Consider the following 17,134-nt stretch of genomic DNA (forward strand, 5'->3'; position numbering starts at 1 on the left):
TCAATGATCTCCGAAGCCGAAATAGGACTGCTTCAGACGATCATCCCTGACCATATCGGCCGCTGGGCCCTCGAGCACGATGCGGCCGCCGCGGATCAGGACCATCCGTCCGCCCGTCATCATGGCGCGTGTCGAGCTCTGCTCGACGATCAGGAGTGTGAGCTTGCGCTGCGTCCGCAGCCGCACCAGGATCTCGTAGACCTGGTCGATGATCTTTGGCGCAAGGCCGAGCGACGGCTCGTCGATCGCCATGATGCGGGGCGCGGCCATCAAGGCGCGGCCAATGACGAGCATCTGCTGCTGGCCGCCGGAGAGCATGCCCGCCGGGGTGTGGCGGCGCTCGGCCAGCATCGGGAATTCCTCGTAGACCTGATCCAGGTCGTCGGCGATCTTCTTGCGGTCGGTGCGCATGCCGGTTCCGACCTTCAGATTCTCCTCGATCGTCAGCGCGCCAAAGACATTGCGTCCCTCGGGAACCAGGGAGAATCCGCGCCGGGCGATGTCTTCGGGTGCGGCACCCGTGATCTTTGCGCCATCGATCATGATGGACCCGGAGCCCGGTGGCACGACGCCTGCGATGGCGTTGAGCAAGGTCGACTTGCCGGCGCCGTTCGGGCCGGTCACGAACAGGATTTCGCCTTCATCGATCTTCAGCGTCAGGCCGCGGAGAGCCGTCAGGCGGCCATAGCTAACGGTGATGTCGTCGACGGCAAGCAGCGTCATGACGCGACGGCCTCTTCGGCGGCGACTGGCGGAAGCAGCTCGTCGCGCTGCGTACCCATATAGGCGTGCCGCACCGCATCGCTGTCACGGATCTGAGCGGGCGGGCCGGCTTCGATGACCTCGCCGGAATCGAGGACGTAGATGCGCTCGCCGAGCTCGAGCACGAGGCCGATGTTGTGCTCGATCAGCAGCACCCCGACATTGAGCTCGCCAGCGATCCGCCGGATGATGGCGGCAAGTTCGTGGCTTTCGTGCTCCGACATTCCAGCCGCCGGTTCATCAAGCAGCAGATAGCGCGGTGTGCACATGATCGCGCGGCCGATCGCGACGCGGCGCTCGTCGGTATAGGGCAGGGCGCCGGCGATGGTGTTGGACAGATGCGAAATGCCGAGCCAAGCCATGACGCGCTCGGCTTCACCGATCGCCTCCGGACGGGATTGGCCCAGGCCGACGCCGGTGACCTCAAGGTTGTCGATCACCGGCAGGTCGCGGAAAAGTCGGCCCGACTGGAAGGTTCGCGCCACGCCTTTGCGGCGCAGCTTGTGCGCTGCAATGCCACTCAGCGTCTCGCCTTCCAGTTCCACGGTTCCGGCGCCAACCGGCTGGAAACCCGTCAGCACATTAATAAGGGTGGTCTTGCCGGCTCCGTTCGGGCCGATCAGTCCGGCGATACGTCCCCGCGGTACGCTCAAGGTCACGTTGGACAGCGCCTTCAGGCCTTCGAATTGGACGCTGATATCGCGAGCGACCAACTCCAAACCATCGGACATGACCTCAATGCCTCTCACTCGCGAACCGATGGATTGATTTTTCCGGTCCGCCGGGGGATTGTAAAATTCGAAATATCGTTCGCTGATATCGGAAATTTTTATGTCTCTGACGTTCCGTCAGGTTCGGCATTTCATCGCAACCGCCGAGACCGGGCGCGTTTCGGCTGCCGCGGCGGCGCTCAGCGTGACGCAGTCTGCGGTCACCGCGTCCATCAAGGCGCTCGAGGCCGAGCTCGGCCACAAGCTGTTCGACCGTCACTCGAACGGCGTGACGCTGACCTTTGACGGACGGGAGTTCTTGCAGCGTGCCCGCGCCATCGAGGCCAGCGTATCGGATGCGATACGCGGGCCGCATCGCTGGGGAATGCAGGTGGACGGCACCGTCGATGTCGCCGTCAGCTACACCATCGCCGGATATTTCCTGCCGCCCTTGTTGTCGCGCTTCTGGCGATCATTCCCGGGCATCACGGTGCGTCTTCACGAGTTTCCGCGCGACGCGATCGAGCAGAGCTTGATCAGCGGTAGCGTCGATGCGGCCATCATGCTGGTTGCGAACTTGCATGACCGGGACTCCATTCGCTCGCGGCTCTTGTTGCGCTCGCCGCGTCGCTTGTGGACTTGCGTCAATCATCCGCTGCTTCGCAAGGACAGCATCAAGCTGGCGGACCTGGCGAGCGAGCCCTATCTGATGTTGACCGTCGATGAAGCCGAACGCTCCGCGATGCGTTACTGGCAGCATACCGCGTACGTGCCGAACGTCATCTTCCGGACCCTGTCGGTCGAAGCGGTTCGCAGCATGGTCGCAACCGGCATGGGAATTACAATCCTGTCCGACATGGTCTACCGTCCCTGGTCGCTCGAAGGACATCGCATCGATCTCAAGACGCTCGATGACGATGTCCACACCATGGATGTCGGGCTTGCCTGGAAGGACAAGGCGAAGCTTTCTCCGGCGGCTCGCGCGTTCTGCGAGTTCGTCGCTCATTCCTATCCCGGATCCGAGCCGGTCCAATTTGAATAGCGGACTTGCCCGTGCCAAGGCAGGTTTGATGATGGATTGGACCGAAGGTTGCCGACACGTGCCTCTGCGCCAACGTCGAACAGGGCAAAGGCGGCGCAGGACGTCAGGAGGTACCTGTCGGCTTGGACATTGCTGAAAGCGCGCGTCTCAGGGCAGTGGCGGCGACAACGCCTGCGCAGCAGCCGGCGCCTTTGACGAATATGTCTTTTATGTAGCCATGCCTGCCGGCGAGCAGCTTTTGAATGAGTTCGAAGCCGACGATGACGGCGAGCAGTGCCAGCAGGATTGGCAGGACATGCTTCGGATAGGCGAGCGAAAAGACGGCTCCGACAACGAAGAGCGCGGCAAAGCGATCGGCGTTTGGCGATATCAAGGTGTGGGGACGAAATGCCAGCGTCGTATCGGTGACGATGAAGAGGCCGAGGATCAAACCCCAAGCCAAAAATCGGAATGCGGTTTGGGGCATTTCTGAGCTCAACGGGCCATGCTGCCGGGCGCGGCATTGAGCGGTGCGCCGCCAATCGAAACGGGACCCGAAGGCCTGGCGGCCCGAGGCGGCGGCTTTCTCGGCTGCGGGGTAGTTGGCGCGATCGGGGCACGCGGCACCTCGGCCGTAACAGGTGGCGGCGGCGCTGCCGGCGGGGGCAGGTGCTGCAACTCTTCGACCTTCGAGGTCAGGGCCGCCAGCTGGTCGGTAATGGCCTTCAACTGCGCCTGCCCGTCGGCTACCGACCGATCGAGTGCGGCGAGGTCTTCCTCGAGCTTCTGCTGGGCCGCGAGGAGAGTTGGCAATGCCTCCTTGTCGCTCGTCGTCGTCGCCCCGCCGGACGATTCGTGGCTTATGGCGGGGACCAATGCCGCGACTTCAGGCCAGGCGTAGACGCCGCCGGCGCCGACAAGGGCGACGACGACGATCAGAAGAAACCACAGCCAGCGGCGGCGACCGGCGGGCAGGGGGCTGTTCGGCGCATGGCCGTGCCACGCCTGGTCGGAATCGTTGTCCATCAATGCTTCCTAGGCGCCTCTGGCATTCGTTGCAATCGATACGGAGTTCGACCATGTTACCGGGTAATGCTTCATTTGCCCGCTCCCCTCTCAGCGCCTACCCGTACTTCCCAGCTCCTCGAAGAACTCGTCGCGCAAGCACCTGACGGCCCCGTCGACCTCGAATGGCTCCTCAGCCATCTGGACAGGCGCTCGTTCGGGTTGCTCCTGCTGTTGCTGGGGCTGCTTGTGATCGTCCCCGGCGTGGCCACAATTGCGACGCTGGCCCTCCTGTTTCCGGCGGTCGAGATGATGTTGGGGCACAGTGCTCCATCTTTTCCCCGCTTCCTGTCGAAGCGGCCGTTCGACTTCAAGCGATTCAAGCGGTTCACCGTCAGGGCGGGTCCGCTGCTGCGCGCGATCGAGAACATCAGCCGGCCGCGCTGGAATGCGCGCCATGACGTGACTGACCGGCTTGTTGGGTTGGTCGTGTTCCTGTTGGGTCTGTTGGCAGGCTGGCCCCTGCCTCTGGTCAACGTCATTCCCGGAATTGTGGTCGTCCTGATCGCGATCGCTTACCTGCAGGAAGATGGTCTGCTGCTGGCCGTAGCAATGGCGGCCGCGGTGATGTCCCTGCTTGGCCTTGGATGGACACTCTGGACGTCGGCCGCGGCCGTGATCAGCTGGATCGCGGTCTGAAATACCGCGGCAAGCCGCGGGATAGATGCGCTACAGGAACCGATGAAGCTTAAGACATTGGTTATCACTTTGCTTTCATTTTCACCGCCTCATTCAACAAAGAGGCACTATGTCTGACATCACCATTCCCGGCGGAAAAATTCGTTCTTTCATCGAGCGGATCGAGAATCTGGACGCTGAACTGCAGGAACTGAACGAGCAGAAGAAGGAAGTTTTTTCGGAAGCCAAGGGTGAGGGTTTCGACGTGAAGATCCTCAAGGAGATCGTCAAACTGCGAAAGCAGGATCAGGATGAGCGCGACGAGCGCGAATCGCTGCTCGATCTCTATATGCGCGCCATGGAAACGGCACCGGCCGACAAGGCTGCTGCGAAAGCGGCGTGAGACGCCCGCTGCGTTCCCCGTGATCGACACTCCGGGGGCGCGCGATCTCTCGGCGGACGAACTTCCCAAGTTCGTCCGCCCCCGTCCCATCAACCATTCGCGCGGCGTTGGTCGCACCTTCCGCTCATGATTGCGTCTTCCGATCGGATCGAAGTAGCGCTCGATCAGGGTTGATGCGGCGATGCGCAGCGGAGCGCTGGAACCGGCAATCCAAGGTTATCGCGACGCTTTGGCGCCCCGCACCGTTTCGACCATGGTTCGGAAGGTGATCGAGTATCTGGGGGCCTCGACCGGCGGAATGCTGTGCTCCCATATCTTCCGTGCATCACCGGCCATCAGGTAGAGTGATCGGGGCGCCGCATCGAGCGTGAGCCGCTCCCATCCGTTTTCCGTCCGACAACGAAAACGGAACTTGCATGCGGATCCCAGGGACAGTCCAAAGATCCGGTCGAAATGCGGCTTGTCGCGGTGCCAGCCGATACCGACGCCGCGATCATACTCGGTGCACAGGATCTGCCCGATCTCGGTCGACGCGCCGCCGAAGGATTGGATCGCGGCGACGATGCCGTTTAACCAGGACGGGATCGGTTCGGCACATTCCAGTCGGCGCGACCCATAGTCGTACCGGTAACCGAACGAAGCCACGCGGCGCTTGCCTTCGAACTGTCCGAACTGGAAGGGGGCAAGCGGAAGTGCCCGGATGTGGCGGATGAGTTCGCCCTCGGCCGCTTTGGAGATGAAATCCGGCGCGTAGTGCAGACCCGCCGGTCCTGCGGCGGGCGCATCGAACATCGACAGTTGCTCGGACAAATCTGGTACCGTCAGTGTTTGCGAACCTGTCACGAATATGGGCGCGCCGAGACAGAATTCAAACCGGCCGTCAGTTCGCTCGGGCTTCCACCTGGCGCGGCTTCGATGGGCGAAAGGCGGCGTCAAAGATCGGTCTCGGCATTCTCTTTCGCCACGATCTTCAGGCCTTGGCCAGGAGCGATTGCCGCAACGTCGTCGGCTTCGTTCCGTCGCCACGGGTGACGGCGCTATGAGGACCAGTTGGCCTTAGGGACAGGCTCTCAAGCCAAATGTATCCAATATAGCAATGTCGGCTTCAAAAGGACCGATCGAACTCGGAAATGCGCTTCGATCGCGGACGCCAGAACATACATATATCTGTTTAGATATAGATAGTTATGGAGGTCTTCAGGTGTGAATATATCCTCCGGTCAAACCAGCTGCTGTCCAAAATTTGGATACGGAGATTGACTTCTGGATACATTCTGTTCAATTTCCGCTCACAATAAAATCAATCCTGGGAGGACCCGGTGACCGGCAGTTCGGGCGCGCGCGGGGCGAAATTGACGCAGACGACGGCCGTGCTGGTGATGTGCGCGGTCCTGATCGTCATTTTTTCGATCTTCCTGAAGGGCTTCCTGACGCTGGGCAATCTGTTCGCGCTGGCGCGCAATATTTCGATACTCGGCATTCTCGCGCTCGGCATGGCGGTGGTCGTGATCGGGCGTGGACTGGATCTGTCGCAAGTCGCCTCCTTTGCCGCTTCCACCGCGATCGCGATCATCCTGATGAACTCGGGCTACGCGACGCCGGTCGCGCTGCTGATCGGCTTCGTGATGGCGATCGCCATCGGCGTCCTGAACGGGTTTCTGATCTCGGTGATCGAGATGCCGCCGCTGCTGACGACGCTGGCGTCGAGCCTTGCGGTGCTGGGGATCGTGCGCACCACAGCGGTGCAGCACTATGTCGTCTATCTTTCCAAGGGGCATGACGAATTCCTGCGGCTCGGCGGCAACATCTGGGGTGGCGTTCCGATCTCGATCCTGATCTTCGCGGCCACCGCGGTCGTCGTGCATCTTTTCCTGTCGCGCACCGTGATCGGGCGCTTCGTCTATGCCCATGGCGACAATCCCGACGCCGCGCGTCAGACCGGTCTGCCGACCCGCCCGCTGACCATGATCGAGTACGCGCTGTGCGCCGCGATCGGGTATGTCGGCGGTGTCGTGATGGTCGCGCAGACGGCGCTGATGCATCTCCAGGTCGCGGAATCGACGATCATTTTCGACGTCATCATGGTTGTGGTGCTCGGTGGCGTCAGCCTCGTCGGCGGCCGCGGCAACGTGATGAGCGTCATCGCCGGAACGCTGCTGATCGGCGTGCTGCTGAACGGCATGACCATCATGGACATGGACGTGCAGACCCAGAACATCGTCAAGGGTGTCGTGCTGCTGATCGCGATCCTGCTCGATTCCCGGCTGCATCCGCGCGACGAGGAGACGTCGAAGCAGGGCGATTAAAGCTCTGCATCAACCAACGGGCCGCAACGGTCGGCCGACATAACAGGGGAGGAATTGACATGACGAAAGCTGTGCACAGGAGGGCGTTTGCCGGCATCGGGCTGGCCGCGATGGTGGCAACCGCCGCACTGGCGGCTGCGCCATCGCAGGCGGCCGGGCCGCGCGACCAGCTGCGCGAGAAATTCGACAAGTCGCTCAAGGGCAAGACGGTGGCCTGGTCGCCGGTCTGGATGGGTGTTCTGGAATCCGAATGGACGCGCGTGATGAAGGATCGTTTCGACGATTACGGCATCAAGCTCGTCACCCGCGACGCCAACATGAAGTCCGACATCCAGCTTCAGACCGTCAGCGACTATATCAACGACAAGCCCGACGTGATCGTGGTGCAAAATCCGAACGTCACGCTGCTCGCCAAGGAGCTCAAGCGTGCGATGGACGCCGGCATCTATGTCGTGCAGGTCAACATGGCATCGAACACCCTGACCGACGCCTATGTCGGCGTCGATGCCAAGGATCTCGGCACCAAGATCGCGCGCGAGGTCATCAATCAGTGTGGCGGCGGCAAGGGCTCCGGCGAGGTTGCGATCCTCGAAGGTGAGGCGACCGCGGCCTATTCGCTCGACATGAAGAATGGCGCGATGGAGGTGTTCAAGACCGACCCGTCGATCAAGGTCGTGTCGTCGCAGCCGACCAGCTGGGACGCCAACAAGGCCGGCGACATCACGACCACCGTGTTGCAGCAGCATCCCAAGCTGTGCGGGATCCTCAGCGTCTGGGGACCGCAAACCGCGGGCGCGGCGCAGGCGATCAAGGCGGCCAACATGGGCGACAAGGTGAAGGTGTTCGTCGCCAGCGACGGCCAGCCTGCGGATTGCGATCTGCTCGAGCAAGGCGCGTTCTCCGCGAACCTGTCGTATCGCGCCGACGTGCAGGGCCAGACCATCGCCGACGCGGTGATTGCGCTGTTGCAGAGCGGCGACAAGCCGGGCGCGAAGAACATCGCCTATTACACGACCCCCGCCTGGGTGAAGTCGAAGGACGATCGCATGTACTGCTTCAGCATCCCGAAGGGCGCGAAGTAAGTCGTTCCGGCGCCCGCGCCCACCGCGGCGCGGGCAGGCCGGAGCTGTCGATCCCAATCCCCCGCGTCGTCCCGCCGTTCGGCCGCTGCTGCGCCGAGCCCGCCGGAGTCTGTTGATGAAGAGCCTGCAACGAGCCTGGCACCGCCATTCGCCCCAGTTGTTCCTGGGCGAACTGCTTGAGAAGCGCTGGATGGAGCCGATCATTCCATTCACGCTGACGATCGCGGTTTTCCTGGCCTTCGCGATCATGATCCCGCGCTACCTGACGGCGGGCAGCCTGCAGGAATTGATGCGGAATTTCGCGGAGCAGGGCATGGTCGCGGTCGCGATGGCCTTCTCCGTGCTGTCGGGCGGCATCGACCTGTCGGTCGGCGCGGTGTTCGCGATGTCGAACTTCCTCGCGCTCTATCTGTATCTCATCCTCGGGCTGCCGCTGCCCGTGACCATCGTGCTTGTGGTCCTGTTCGGTGCGGCGATGGGCGCGATCAACGGCGGCCTGATTGCCTACGGCAAGACCCGGCCGTTCCTGACGACGCTCGTCGTCCTCATCATCGTCCGCGCCGCCTACAACAAGGTGACGGTTGCGTACACGAACGAACTCGCGAGCATCGACAGCGGGTCCAGTACGTGGGACTTCATGGGCTCGGGGAGGGTTCTCGGCATTCCCTTCAACATGCTGGTGCTGATCCTGCTTGCGGTCGGAACCCACTTCTTCCTCACCCGCATCAAGCCCGGCGTCCACATCATGGCGGTCGGGTCGAGCCGCAAGGCGGCCCGCCACGCCGGCGTCAACGTTAAGCGCGTGCTGTTCTCGGCCTATGTGATGTCGGGCGCGATCGCGGCGCTGGCGGGAATCCTCTATGCCGCGCGGCAGAGCAGCTCCGGCACCGACACCGGCGTCGGCTGGGAGATCAACGCGCTGGCCGCGGTGGTGCTCGGCGGCATCAGCCTGGCCGGTGGCCGCGGTACCATCGCGCGCGCCGTCATGGGCGCGGCGATCATCTTCATGCTCACCAGCGGCATGGTCCGGCTCGGCATCTCCGGCAACCTGACCACCGCCATCATCGGCATCATCCTGCTGCTCGCGGTCGGCTTCAACGTGAAGTGGGTCAAGAACAAGGGCAAGGTGCTGCAGAAGGTCTACGTCACCCCAAGCTGGGTTGATTTCGAGCCGCCGCCGTCGGTCGAGCGGGGCAGCGGCACGCCGTTCGCGGAGAACGATCGCCTGAAGAACGCGGAAGCGATCGCGCTCGACATGATCGAGGGCCCGGAAGACATCATCCTTGACCGCAAGGACAACCTCTACACCGTCAACCGCAACGGCTCGATCATCCGCTTTCTCGCGCCGGACTATACCGTGCGCGAAGAGTTCGCGCGCATCGGCGGCCGGCCGCTCGGGTTGGCGTTCGATCGGGATCAGAACCTCCTCGTCTGCATCGCGGGCATGGGCGTTTACGGCGTGAAGCCCGATCGCTCGGTCTTCAAGGTCACCGACCGCACCACGCGCACGCGTACGCGCCTCAAGGACGACTCGCGGCTCTATCTCGCTGACGATCTCGACGTCGCGCCAGACGGCAAGATCTATTTCAGCGAGGCCTCGACCCGCTATGAACTCACCGACTGGGCGCTCGACGGCTTCGAGGGGCGCGGCAACGGCCGGCTGATCTGCCACGATCCGAAGACCGGCACCACCAGGACGGTCCTCAAGAACTTGACGTTCCCGAACGGCATCTGCATTTCGCATGACGGTCAGTCGGTGCTGTGGGCCAGCACCTGGCTATGCCAGATCAATCGCTTCTGGATCGCTGGCCCGAAGGCGGGCACCAGCGAAATCCTGATCGACAACCTTCCGGGCTATTGCGACAACATCAACCGCGCCTCCGACGGCAAGTACTGGCTCGCCTTCGTCGGCCTGCGCACGCCGGTCTACGACCTTGCGATGCGCAACCCTGTTTTCCGCACCCGCATGGTCAAGCAGATCCCGCCGGACGAATGGCTGTGTCCGGGCATCAACTACGGCTGCGTGGTCAAGTTCGACGACAACGGCGTGGTGACGGAATCGCTCTGGGATCCAGGCGGGCTTTCGCATCCGACCATCACGTCGGTCCGTGAACACAAGGGCTATCTCTATATCGGGGGTCTGGAGAACAACCGCATCGGCCGCATCCGCCTGCAGGACGCCGACCCGACCTGGGAAGCGCACAAGTCCTATTGGGGAAGGGCCTGAGCCATGTCTCTGCTTGGCGATATCATCGATCGCGTGCTGTCCCCGAACCGGGAAATTCACGGCATTCCGGTGCTCGACGGCGCCTTCTCCCCGAACCAGCGGCTCGATCAGGCGCGCCAGCTCGGCGACGAGATCGAGCGACCGGACGACATTGCGCTCGGGCAGGACGGTGCGCTCTACGTCTCGACCGGCAACCACGTCCTGCGTTGCACGGGAGACGACTTCAACACGCGCACGGAGTTCGCGACGCTCGACGGCCCGGTCGGCGGGCTTGCCTGCACGCCGGACGGCCGGCTGCTCGCCTGCGTCTCCGGCGTGGGGCTGGTGGCGCTTTCGCCGGCTGGCGAGATCATCGGCAAGCTCGAAAGCGTCGGCGGTGAAAAGATTGCCTGTCCGCTGTCGGTGACGGTCGCGCCGGACGGGGCGATCTACCTCACCGACGGCTCGCGAAACAATCGGCCAGAGCATTGGCTGACCGACCTGATGCAGAACCGCGCCCCCTCGGGCCGGCTCATCGCCTGCAATTCCTCGCTCGGCAGTGCGAGCGTGCGTGCGGACAAGCTCGCATGGCCGCTCGGCTTGGTCGTATCCGGCGACGGCAAGGAGGTCTGGGTCGCCGAATCCTGGACCCACCGCCTGACCGCTTTTTCACGCACGGGTGACGACAGGCGCGTGATCGTCAAGAATCATACCGGCTACCCGGCGCGTCTTGCCCGAGGCGCGAACGGTGAGGTCTGGATGGCCTTCCTCGCGCTGCGCACGCAATTGACCGAATTCGTCCTGCGCGAGCGGGCATTCTGCGAAGAGATGATGCGGACGGTGCCACCTGAGCTTTGGATCGGGCCGGCGCTGGATGGCCGCCTCAATCCGCGCGAACCGACCCAGATCGGCCGCATCAAGAAACTCGGTATCCAGAAGCCGTGGGCGCCGCCGCGTTCCTATGGTCTCGTCGCCCGGCTCGACGACAAGGGCGCGGCGACCGAGACGCTGCACAGCCGCGTCGATGGTCGGGTTCATGGAATCACCGCCGTCCGCCCGATCGGCTCGCGCGTGCTGGCGGTGTCCAAGGGACGCGATTGCCTCGTCGAACTGCCGCCTGGTCGCGGCATGCAGGAAGGATGAACGCCATGCCGGCGGAACAACAGGCAGGGACCCCGCTGCTTCAGATCGTCAATGGCAGCAAGGTCTATGGCGGTCTGAACGCCATCGATGGTGTCAATTTCGATCTGCGGCCGGGCGAAATCCACGCGCTGCTAGGAGAAAACGGCGCGGGGAAATCGACGCTGTGCAAGGCGATTGCCGGTGCGATCGTGCTGACCTCCGGCGACTACCTGATCCAGGGACGCAAGGTTTCGTTCGCGTCGCCGAAGGAAGCGCTCGAGGGTGGGGTCGCGATGGTCTACCAGGAATCCAGCCTGGTCCCGTCGATGACGGTGGCGCAGAACCTTGAACTCGGCATGGAGAAATGGGTCACGGTCTACAGCAAGATCAACATTGCGGCGACCCAGTCGTTGCAATCGATGAACTTCAACGTCGACCCGCTGGTGCTGGTGGAGAATCTCGGAACCGCCAAGCGGCAGATGGTCGAAATCGTGCGTGCGGTTCGCCACAACGCCCAGGTCTTCATCTTCGATGAGCCGACCGCATCGCTGACCCCTGAAGAGACCCAGCACCTGTTCCATCTTCTCAACACCCTGAAAGAGGAGGGCGCCGGGATCATCTTCATCTCGCATGCTCTGGAAGAGGCATTGAACATCGCGGATCGCATCACCGTGCTGCGCGATGGCAAGCTGGTCGCCACTGTACCGGCGAAGGACGTCACGCGTGACGCCCTGGTGCGGATGATGGTTGGCCGTGAGGAAACCGCAGCGCAGTACGCGACCCACGGGGCTGATCCGGATGCGCCGAAGCCGCATGCCTCCCGCGGTGAGAAGGTGCTTTCGGTCGAGAACGTGACGATGGGCAGCATCGTCAAGAACATGTCGTTCTCGGTGTTCAATGGAGAAGTCGTCGGCATCTTCGGGCTGGTCGGGGCAGGGCGCTCCGAGATCGCGCAGATCGTCAGCGGCGCCCGCAAGCGCAACTTCCTGCGCGGCGGGATGATCTATCTGCGGGACAAGCCGGTCCGCTACCGGGTGCCGCGGCAGGCGGTGCGCGACGGAATCGCCTACATCACCGAGGATCGCAAGGTCGACGGTTTCTTCGAGACGATGACGGTGGATCAGAATATCTATCTTGGCTATCTGTCGTCGCCGCGCGTCAAGCGGTTCCTTTACTCCGCGCGCGAGATGAAACGGATCGCCGATCAATGGATCTCGGCGCTCTCGATCTCTGCATTGAAGCGGACGCTGAAGATTGTCGAATATTCCGGCGGCAACCAACAGAAAGTCGTGGTGGGAAAGTCTCTGGCCCAGGAGCCTACGGTGGTCATCTTCGACGAACCGACGCGTGGTGTCGATGTGAGCGCCATTCCACAAATTCACGAGGCGATTCGCAGGCTGGCGCGCGAGAACAAGGCGGTTGTCGTTATTTCTTCCTATCTGCCGGAGATTCTGGCTATCTCGGATCGGATCCTGGTCGCTCGCGGCGGACGTATCGTCGAGGAAATGGCACGGGCTGATGCGACCGAGGACAAGATCATGTACGCGGCCATTCATTGAAGGAGGGCCTTTCATGAGTCCTTATCAGCGGCCTCCCCATTGGAAGGACATGACGCGGGACGGCAATGAGGACGATCCGGAGTCCCGTCGCCTGATGAGCGAGAGGATCGCAAGCGAGATTCGCAGCGCGGTGCTGAGCGGCGAGATGCGGCCAGGCACGCGGATTCGGCAGGAGCTTCTTGCGGCCCATTTCGGAGCCAGCCGCATTCCCGTGCGCGAGGCGCTGAAGCAGCTCGAGAACGAGGGGCTCGTCGTGATGGCGCCGAACCGTGGCGCCTGGATTGCGGACGTCAATTCGGAAGAATCGATCGAGATCTACAAGATCCGTGAAGCGGTCGAGCCGCTTGCCATCGGCGAAAGCGTTCCAAATCTGACCGACGAGGATATCGAGACGCTTGACCGCATTGTGCGCGAACTTGAGCAGGTCACCACGCTCGAGGAGTACATCCAGCTTGATCGGGAGTTTCATCTACGGACCTATTCGCGGGCGCGGATGCCGCAACTGCTCGCGATGGTCGAACGCTTCTGGAACAGCACGCAGCATTTCCGGCGACAGTTTGTGAGCGAGACCTATGCCAAGGACGGGTTTCCGTTCTCCGATCCCCAGCATGTCCTGATCATGGACGCGATCCGGGCGCGCGATGTCGAAGCTGCACAGGTGTTGGTGCGTCTCCACATCCGGCGCACGCGCGTTGTCATTCAAGCAAAAGAGAGTGGGGCGGCCCAGCCGCCCCTTGCAAGCCGTGCCGCGCTTCCGCATGCGCGTCTCGGCTCGGTCTATCGAGGAAAAAGTGCCAATGAGTAGTGGCGGCGAACGCCTTTTGCCACGGTTCCTGCTGCGCCAGGTGGCGGCGGGCTATAGCGGCCGCCGGCCCGGACGGGGCTGCCATCGTTGCGACAGTGGTGGCAAGCGGCGATGACTGTCGACCTGGATTCCGTGTCGCGTGCACGCGCTTACGAGGAAGCCGCGGGCCGGCTGCGCGCGCGGCTCGGGGAATCGGTCGCTCCGCCCGATCCCGGAAGGCGGACGGCGCTTGATCTGTTTCGAGCCGCGCCGCGCGAGGCGCCGGCCGTGTTTTATTTCGATGCGACGCAGACCTATGCCGATATCGATCGGCTCAGCGACCGGCTCGCCGCCCGCTTCGCGCAAAAAGGAGTCGGGCGCGGCGATCGGGTCGCCGTCATTCTTCAGAATGTGCCGCAGTTCGTCATCGTCAGCGTAGCGGCCTGGAAGGTCGGGGCCATCGTCGTCAGCCTCAACCCGATGTACCGCACGCCAGAGCTTCGCAAGCTGTTCGGGGATTGCGAGCCGAAGGCGGTGATCTGCCACGACGATCAATGGGAGAACGTTTTCCTGGCCGCCAGTTCGGTCGATTCCGAGCTGGTGTTCTGGACCGGCGCTCGGGAATTCCAGCTGCGAAACGATGTCCGGGTGCTGCCGGTGCCGGGCGCAGCTCCGCAGGCCCGGGCGCTGGCGACGGTTTTCGCCGAAAATGCAGCCGCACCACCGGCACCGGTTCTGACGTCCGACGACATCGCCCTTCTCTTGTATACCTCCGGAACCACGGGCGTTCCAAAGGGCGCCATGCTCACGCATCGCAATCTGGTGGCGACCGCGTTGATCTGTTGCGATCATTTCGAATTGAACGGCACGTCGTGCATCTTTGGGGTCGCGCCGCTGTTCCACATCACCGGCTTTGAAATCCAGATGGTCGCGGCGTTTGCCGCGCGTGCAGCGATGGTGCTGACCTATCGCTTCCAGCCCCAGGTCGCGCTCGATGCCTTCCTTGAATGGCGGCCGACATTCATCGTCGGTGCCATCACCGCGTACATCGCGCTGATGAACCAGGCTGACGCAACGAGCCGGCATTTCGAGAGCTTCGTACATATCTATTCCGGCGGCGCGCCGATCGCGCCCTCGGTCATCGATGCCTTTGCGAAACGGTTTGGACGGGCGATCCGCAGTTCCTATGGAATGACCGAACTGACCTCTGCAAGCCATCTTGCGCCCAACGAAGGTCGGATTCCGGTCGATCCCGACTCAGGCGCGCTGTCGATCGGCAGGCCGACTTCGGGCGTCGATGCGATCGTCGTCGACGACGAGCGCCGCCCGCTCGGACCCGGCGCGCATGGCGAGGTGGTTGTGCGTGGCTCAGGTGTGATGGCCGGCTACTGGAGGAAGCCGGCGGAAACCGACGAGGTGCTGACCAACGGCTGGCTGCATAGCGGCGACGTCGGCTTCTTTGACGAGAGCGGCTGGTTCTACCTCGTGGACCGCAAGAAGGACATGATCTCCGCCTCCGGCTTCAAGGTCTGGCCGCGCGAAGTCGAAGACGTGATCTATGGCTTTCCGGGCGTGCGCGAAGCAGCCGTCGTCGGCGCCGCCGATCCCTATCGCGGCGAGACGGTGGTCGCCTTCGTCTCCGCTCAACCCGGCACCGTGATCGATGTTGCCGCGCTCTCGCGCTTCTGCCGCGAGCGACTGGCGGCCTACAAGTGCCCGGTCGACATTCGCGTGCTGGACGATCTGCCGAAGACGGAATCCGGAAAAATCACCCGAAACACGCTCAGGGACGGCCTACGCGGCCGGTAAGGAGAATCTACATGGATATCACCCAAAGCGAGCGCAGCCAGCAACTGGCCGCGCGTCTCCAGCGCTTCATGATGGAGCACATCTATCCGAATGAGCGCCGATACTATCAGGAGGCCGAGCGGCTCGGGCCCTGGGCTGTGCACCCGGTTGTCGAGGAACTGAAGCCGCTCGCACAACAGGCCGGCCTGTGGAACCTGTTTCTACCCGCTCACGAGGACGGGCTGACCAATCTCGAATATGCCCCGCTGTGCGAGATCATGGGACGTTCGCATCTTGCTCCCGAGGTCTTCAATTGCAGCGCCCCTGACACGGGCAACATGGAGACCATCCTGCGCTACGGAACGGAGGCGCAGAAGGAACGCTGGCTGAAGCCCTTGCTGGCCGGCGAGATCCGTTCTTCCTTTGCGATGACGGAGCCCGACGTTGCCTCGTCCGACGCGACCAATGTGGCCAGCTCGATCGTCCGTGATGGCGACGATTACGTGATCAACGGTCGCAAATGGTACACCACCGGCGCCACCGATCCGCGATGCAAGATCATCATCTTCATGGGGCAGACCGATCCGCAGAATCCGGATCGTCACAAGCGTCAGTCGATGATCCTCGTGCCGAAGGAGACGCCCGGCGCGCATGTCGTCCGTTCGCTGCCCGTGCTCGGCTTCTACGGCGTCCCGGATCGTGCATCCGAGGTGATATTCACCAATGTACGCGTGCCGGCCGCCAACATGCTGCTCGGCGAGGGGCGTGGGTTCGAGATCGCGCAGGGTCGGCTCGGGCCCGGACGCATTCATCATTGCATGCGGCTGATCGGCCTCTCCGAGCGCGTGCTCGAGCGCATGTGCCGACGCGCGCTGAAACGCGTCGCCTTCGGCAAGCCTCTCGCCGAGCAAACCGTGACGCTCGAGCGCGTGGCCGAAGCGCGCATGAAGATCGACCAGGCGCGGCTGCTGACGCTCAGAGCGGCCTACATGATGGACACGGTCGGCAACAAGGCAGCGCGGCAGGAAATCGCGATGATCAAGGTCGTCGCGCCGAACATGGCGCAGACCATTGTTGACTGGGCGATCCAGGCGTTCGGGGGAGGCGGCACCAACAACGACCATTTCCTTTCGGCAGCGCTCGCGACGACTCGCTTGTTGCGACTGGCCGACGGCCCCGACGAGGTCCACCGCAACCAGATCGGCAAGCTCGAATTGCGCCGATGGCTCAACGTCGATCCCGCACGGACCGGCGGTGGCGCGGATCCGTTGTCGCCCGATGAATCCGAATCCTGGTCCGAAGGCGGCTTGTGGCCGCGCCCGAAAGATTTGCCATAGGCGGGTTGGGAAGGGGCTGGAGCCGGAGCGCATCGGCTCCAGCGCTGATCAACAAAAGGAGAGTTGTGAGCGATCTCACAGGGGGACGTCGAATCCTGCACTAGTCAGGACTCTCCCAGAACCAACGGAGGTTCGCATGAAGCTCCTGATGATCGCCGGCCTGACCGCCCTCGCGCTTTTTCTGGCTGCGACGAATGTCCCGAGATCGCATCCATCGTCCGTGAGCCACACATCGGTGGCAGGGATGCCCGCTGTGCAAGAACAAGACAAGCTGCCGGTTGAAGATTTCGACGATCGATCGCTGGTGTTTCCGAGGGGAACTCAGCAATAGAGAGAATGGTGCCGTCGCATCCGAACGCATTCGGTTCGGG

At 62.9% G+C, this 17,134-nt stretch carries 17 protein-coding genes; 12 read left to right on the top strand and 5 right to left on the bottom strand.

The window, feature by feature from the left end:
• The gene (locus ACVI1L_RS29640; protein WP_057017116.1) at positions 1-723 is read right to left on the bottom strand and encodes an ABC transporter ATP-binding protein; all 723 of its coding nucleotides are present in this window, start codon (positions 721-723) and stop codon (positions 1-3) included.
• On the bottom strand, positions 720-1,493 hold the full coding sequence (locus ACVI1L_RS29645) for an ABC transporter ATP-binding protein (RefSeq protein WP_456784525.1): 774 nt from the start codon (positions 1,491-1,493) through the stop codon (positions 720-722). Before ACVI1L_RS29645 ends, ACVI1L_RS29640 begins: the two co-directional genes overlap by 4 nt.
• Before the next feature lie 100 nt (positions 1,494-1,593).
• Between ACVI1L_RS29645 and ACVI1L_RS29650 the strand changes: the two genes are divergently transcribed.
• Complete coding sequence (locus tag ACVI1L_RS29650) at positions 1,594-2,514, top strand: LysR substrate-binding domain-containing protein (RefSeq protein WP_456784526.1); 921 nt, start codon at positions 1,594-1,596, stop codon at positions 2,512-2,514.
• Positions 2,515-2,617: 103 nt separating this feature from the next.
• On the opposite strand, the gene ACVI1L_RS29655 is transcribed toward ACVI1L_RS29650, so the two are convergent.
• Both ACVI1L_RS29655 and ACVI1L_RS29660 read right to left on the bottom strand, forming a co-directional pair.
• Positions 2,618-2,980 carry a hypothetical protein gene (locus ACVI1L_RS29655; RefSeq protein ID WP_456784527.1) on the bottom strand — a complete coding sequence of 121 codons (363 nt, stop codon included), beginning with the start codon at positions 2,978-2,980 and terminating at the stop codon, positions 2,618-2,620.
• An 8-nt stretch (positions 2,981-2,988) separates the two neighbouring features.
• A complete protein-coding gene (locus tag ACVI1L_RS29660; protein WP_456784528.1) occupies positions 2,989-3,519 on the bottom strand; it encodes a hypothetical protein in 531 nt (176 codons plus the stop codon).
• Between the two features lie 66 nt (positions 3,520-3,585).
• Here ACVI1L_RS29660 and ACVI1L_RS29665 point away from each other — a divergent pair, with 66 nt between their 5' ends.
• Together ACVI1L_RS29665 and ACVI1L_RS29670 are read left to right on the top strand one after the other, a co-directional pair.
• Complete coding sequence (locus ACVI1L_RS29665) at positions 3,586-4,197, top strand: exopolysaccharide biosynthesis protein (RefSeq protein WP_225646071.1); 612 nt, start codon at positions 3,586-3,588, stop codon at positions 4,195-4,197.
• A gap of 109 nt (positions 4,198-4,306) precedes the next feature.
• A complete protein-coding gene (locus ACVI1L_RS29670; protein ID WP_016842183.1) occupies positions 4,307-4,579 on the top strand; it encodes a DUF2312 domain-containing protein in 273 nt (90 codons plus the stop codon).
• Positions 4,580-4,795: 216 nt separating this feature from the next.
• Here the strand turns inward: ACVI1L_RS29670 and ACVI1L_RS29675 are convergent, their stop codons facing one another.
• Entirely contained in the window at positions 4,796-5,389 is a 594-nt protein-coding gene (locus tag ACVI1L_RS29675) for an alpha-ketoglutarate-dependent dioxygenase AlkB (protein ID WP_456784529.1), read from the bottom strand.
• Between the two features lie 509 nt (positions 5,390-5,898).
• On the opposite strand from ACVI1L_RS29675, the gene ACVI1L_RS29680 reads away from it, so the two are divergent.
• The 9 genes from ACVI1L_RS29680 to ACVI1L_RS29720 all read left to right on the top strand — a co-directional run bounded on the left by ACVI1L_RS29680 (position 5,899) and on the right by ACVI1L_RS29720 (position 17,094).
• The gene (locus ACVI1L_RS29680) at positions 5,899-6,885 is read left to right on the top strand and encodes an ABC transporter permease (RefSeq protein ID WP_083714936.1); all 987 of its coding nucleotides are present in this window, start codon (positions 5,899-5,901) and stop codon (positions 6,883-6,885) included.
• A gap of 59 nt (positions 6,886-6,944) precedes the next feature.
• Positions 6,945-7,967: a sugar ABC transporter substrate-binding protein gene (locus tag ACVI1L_RS29685; RefSeq protein ID WP_253587226.1), complete on the top strand. Its 1,023-nt coding sequence runs from the start codon at positions 6,945-6,947 to the stop codon at positions 7,965-7,967.
• A 115-nt stretch (positions 7,968-8,082) separates the two neighbouring features.
• Positions 8,083-10,194 (top strand): ABC transporter permease, encoded by a 2,112-nt coding sequence (locus ACVI1L_RS29690; protein WP_456784530.1) that lies wholly within the window; start codon positions 8,083-8,085, stop codon positions 10,192-10,194.
• Positions 10,195-10,197: 3 nt separating this feature from the next.
• Positions 10,198-11,316, top strand: coding sequence for an SMP-30/gluconolactonase/LRE family protein (locus ACVI1L_RS29695; protein WP_057017124.1), 1,119 nt, complete (start codon positions 10,198-10,200; stop codon positions 11,314-11,316).
• Entirely contained in the window at positions 11,313-12,854 is a 1,542-nt protein-coding gene (locus tag ACVI1L_RS29700) for a sugar ABC transporter ATP-binding protein (protein WP_057017125.1), read from the top strand. Before ACVI1L_RS29695 ends, ACVI1L_RS29700 begins: the two co-directional genes overlap by 4 nt.
• A gap of 130 nt (positions 12,855-12,984) precedes the next feature.
• Positions 12,985-13,659, top strand: a complete 675-nt coding sequence (locus ACVI1L_RS29705) for a GntR family transcriptional regulator (RefSeq protein ID WP_229189506.1) — start codon at positions 12,985-12,987, stop codon at positions 13,657-13,659.
• Between the two features lie 111 nt (positions 13,660-13,770).
• Entirely contained in the window at positions 13,771-15,447 is a 1,677-nt protein-coding gene (locus ACVI1L_RS29710; RefSeq protein WP_082653776.1) for an AMP-binding protein, read from the top strand.
• 11 nt (positions 15,448-15,458) lie between these two features.
• The gene (locus ACVI1L_RS29715; RefSeq protein ID WP_456784531.1) at positions 15,459-16,763 is read left to right on the top strand and encodes an acyl-CoA dehydrogenase family protein; all 1,305 of its coding nucleotides are present in this window, start codon (positions 15,459-15,461) and stop codon (positions 16,761-16,763) included.
• Between the two features lie 136 nt (positions 16,764-16,899).
• Positions 16,900-17,094, top strand: coding sequence for a hypothetical protein (locus ACVI1L_RS29720; RefSeq protein WP_057017127.1), 195 nt, complete (start codon positions 16,900-16,902; stop codon positions 17,092-17,094).
• Positions 17,095-17,134 lie beyond the last annotated feature (40 nt).

The organism is Bradyrhizobium sp. USDA 4516, assembly GCF_054055915.1.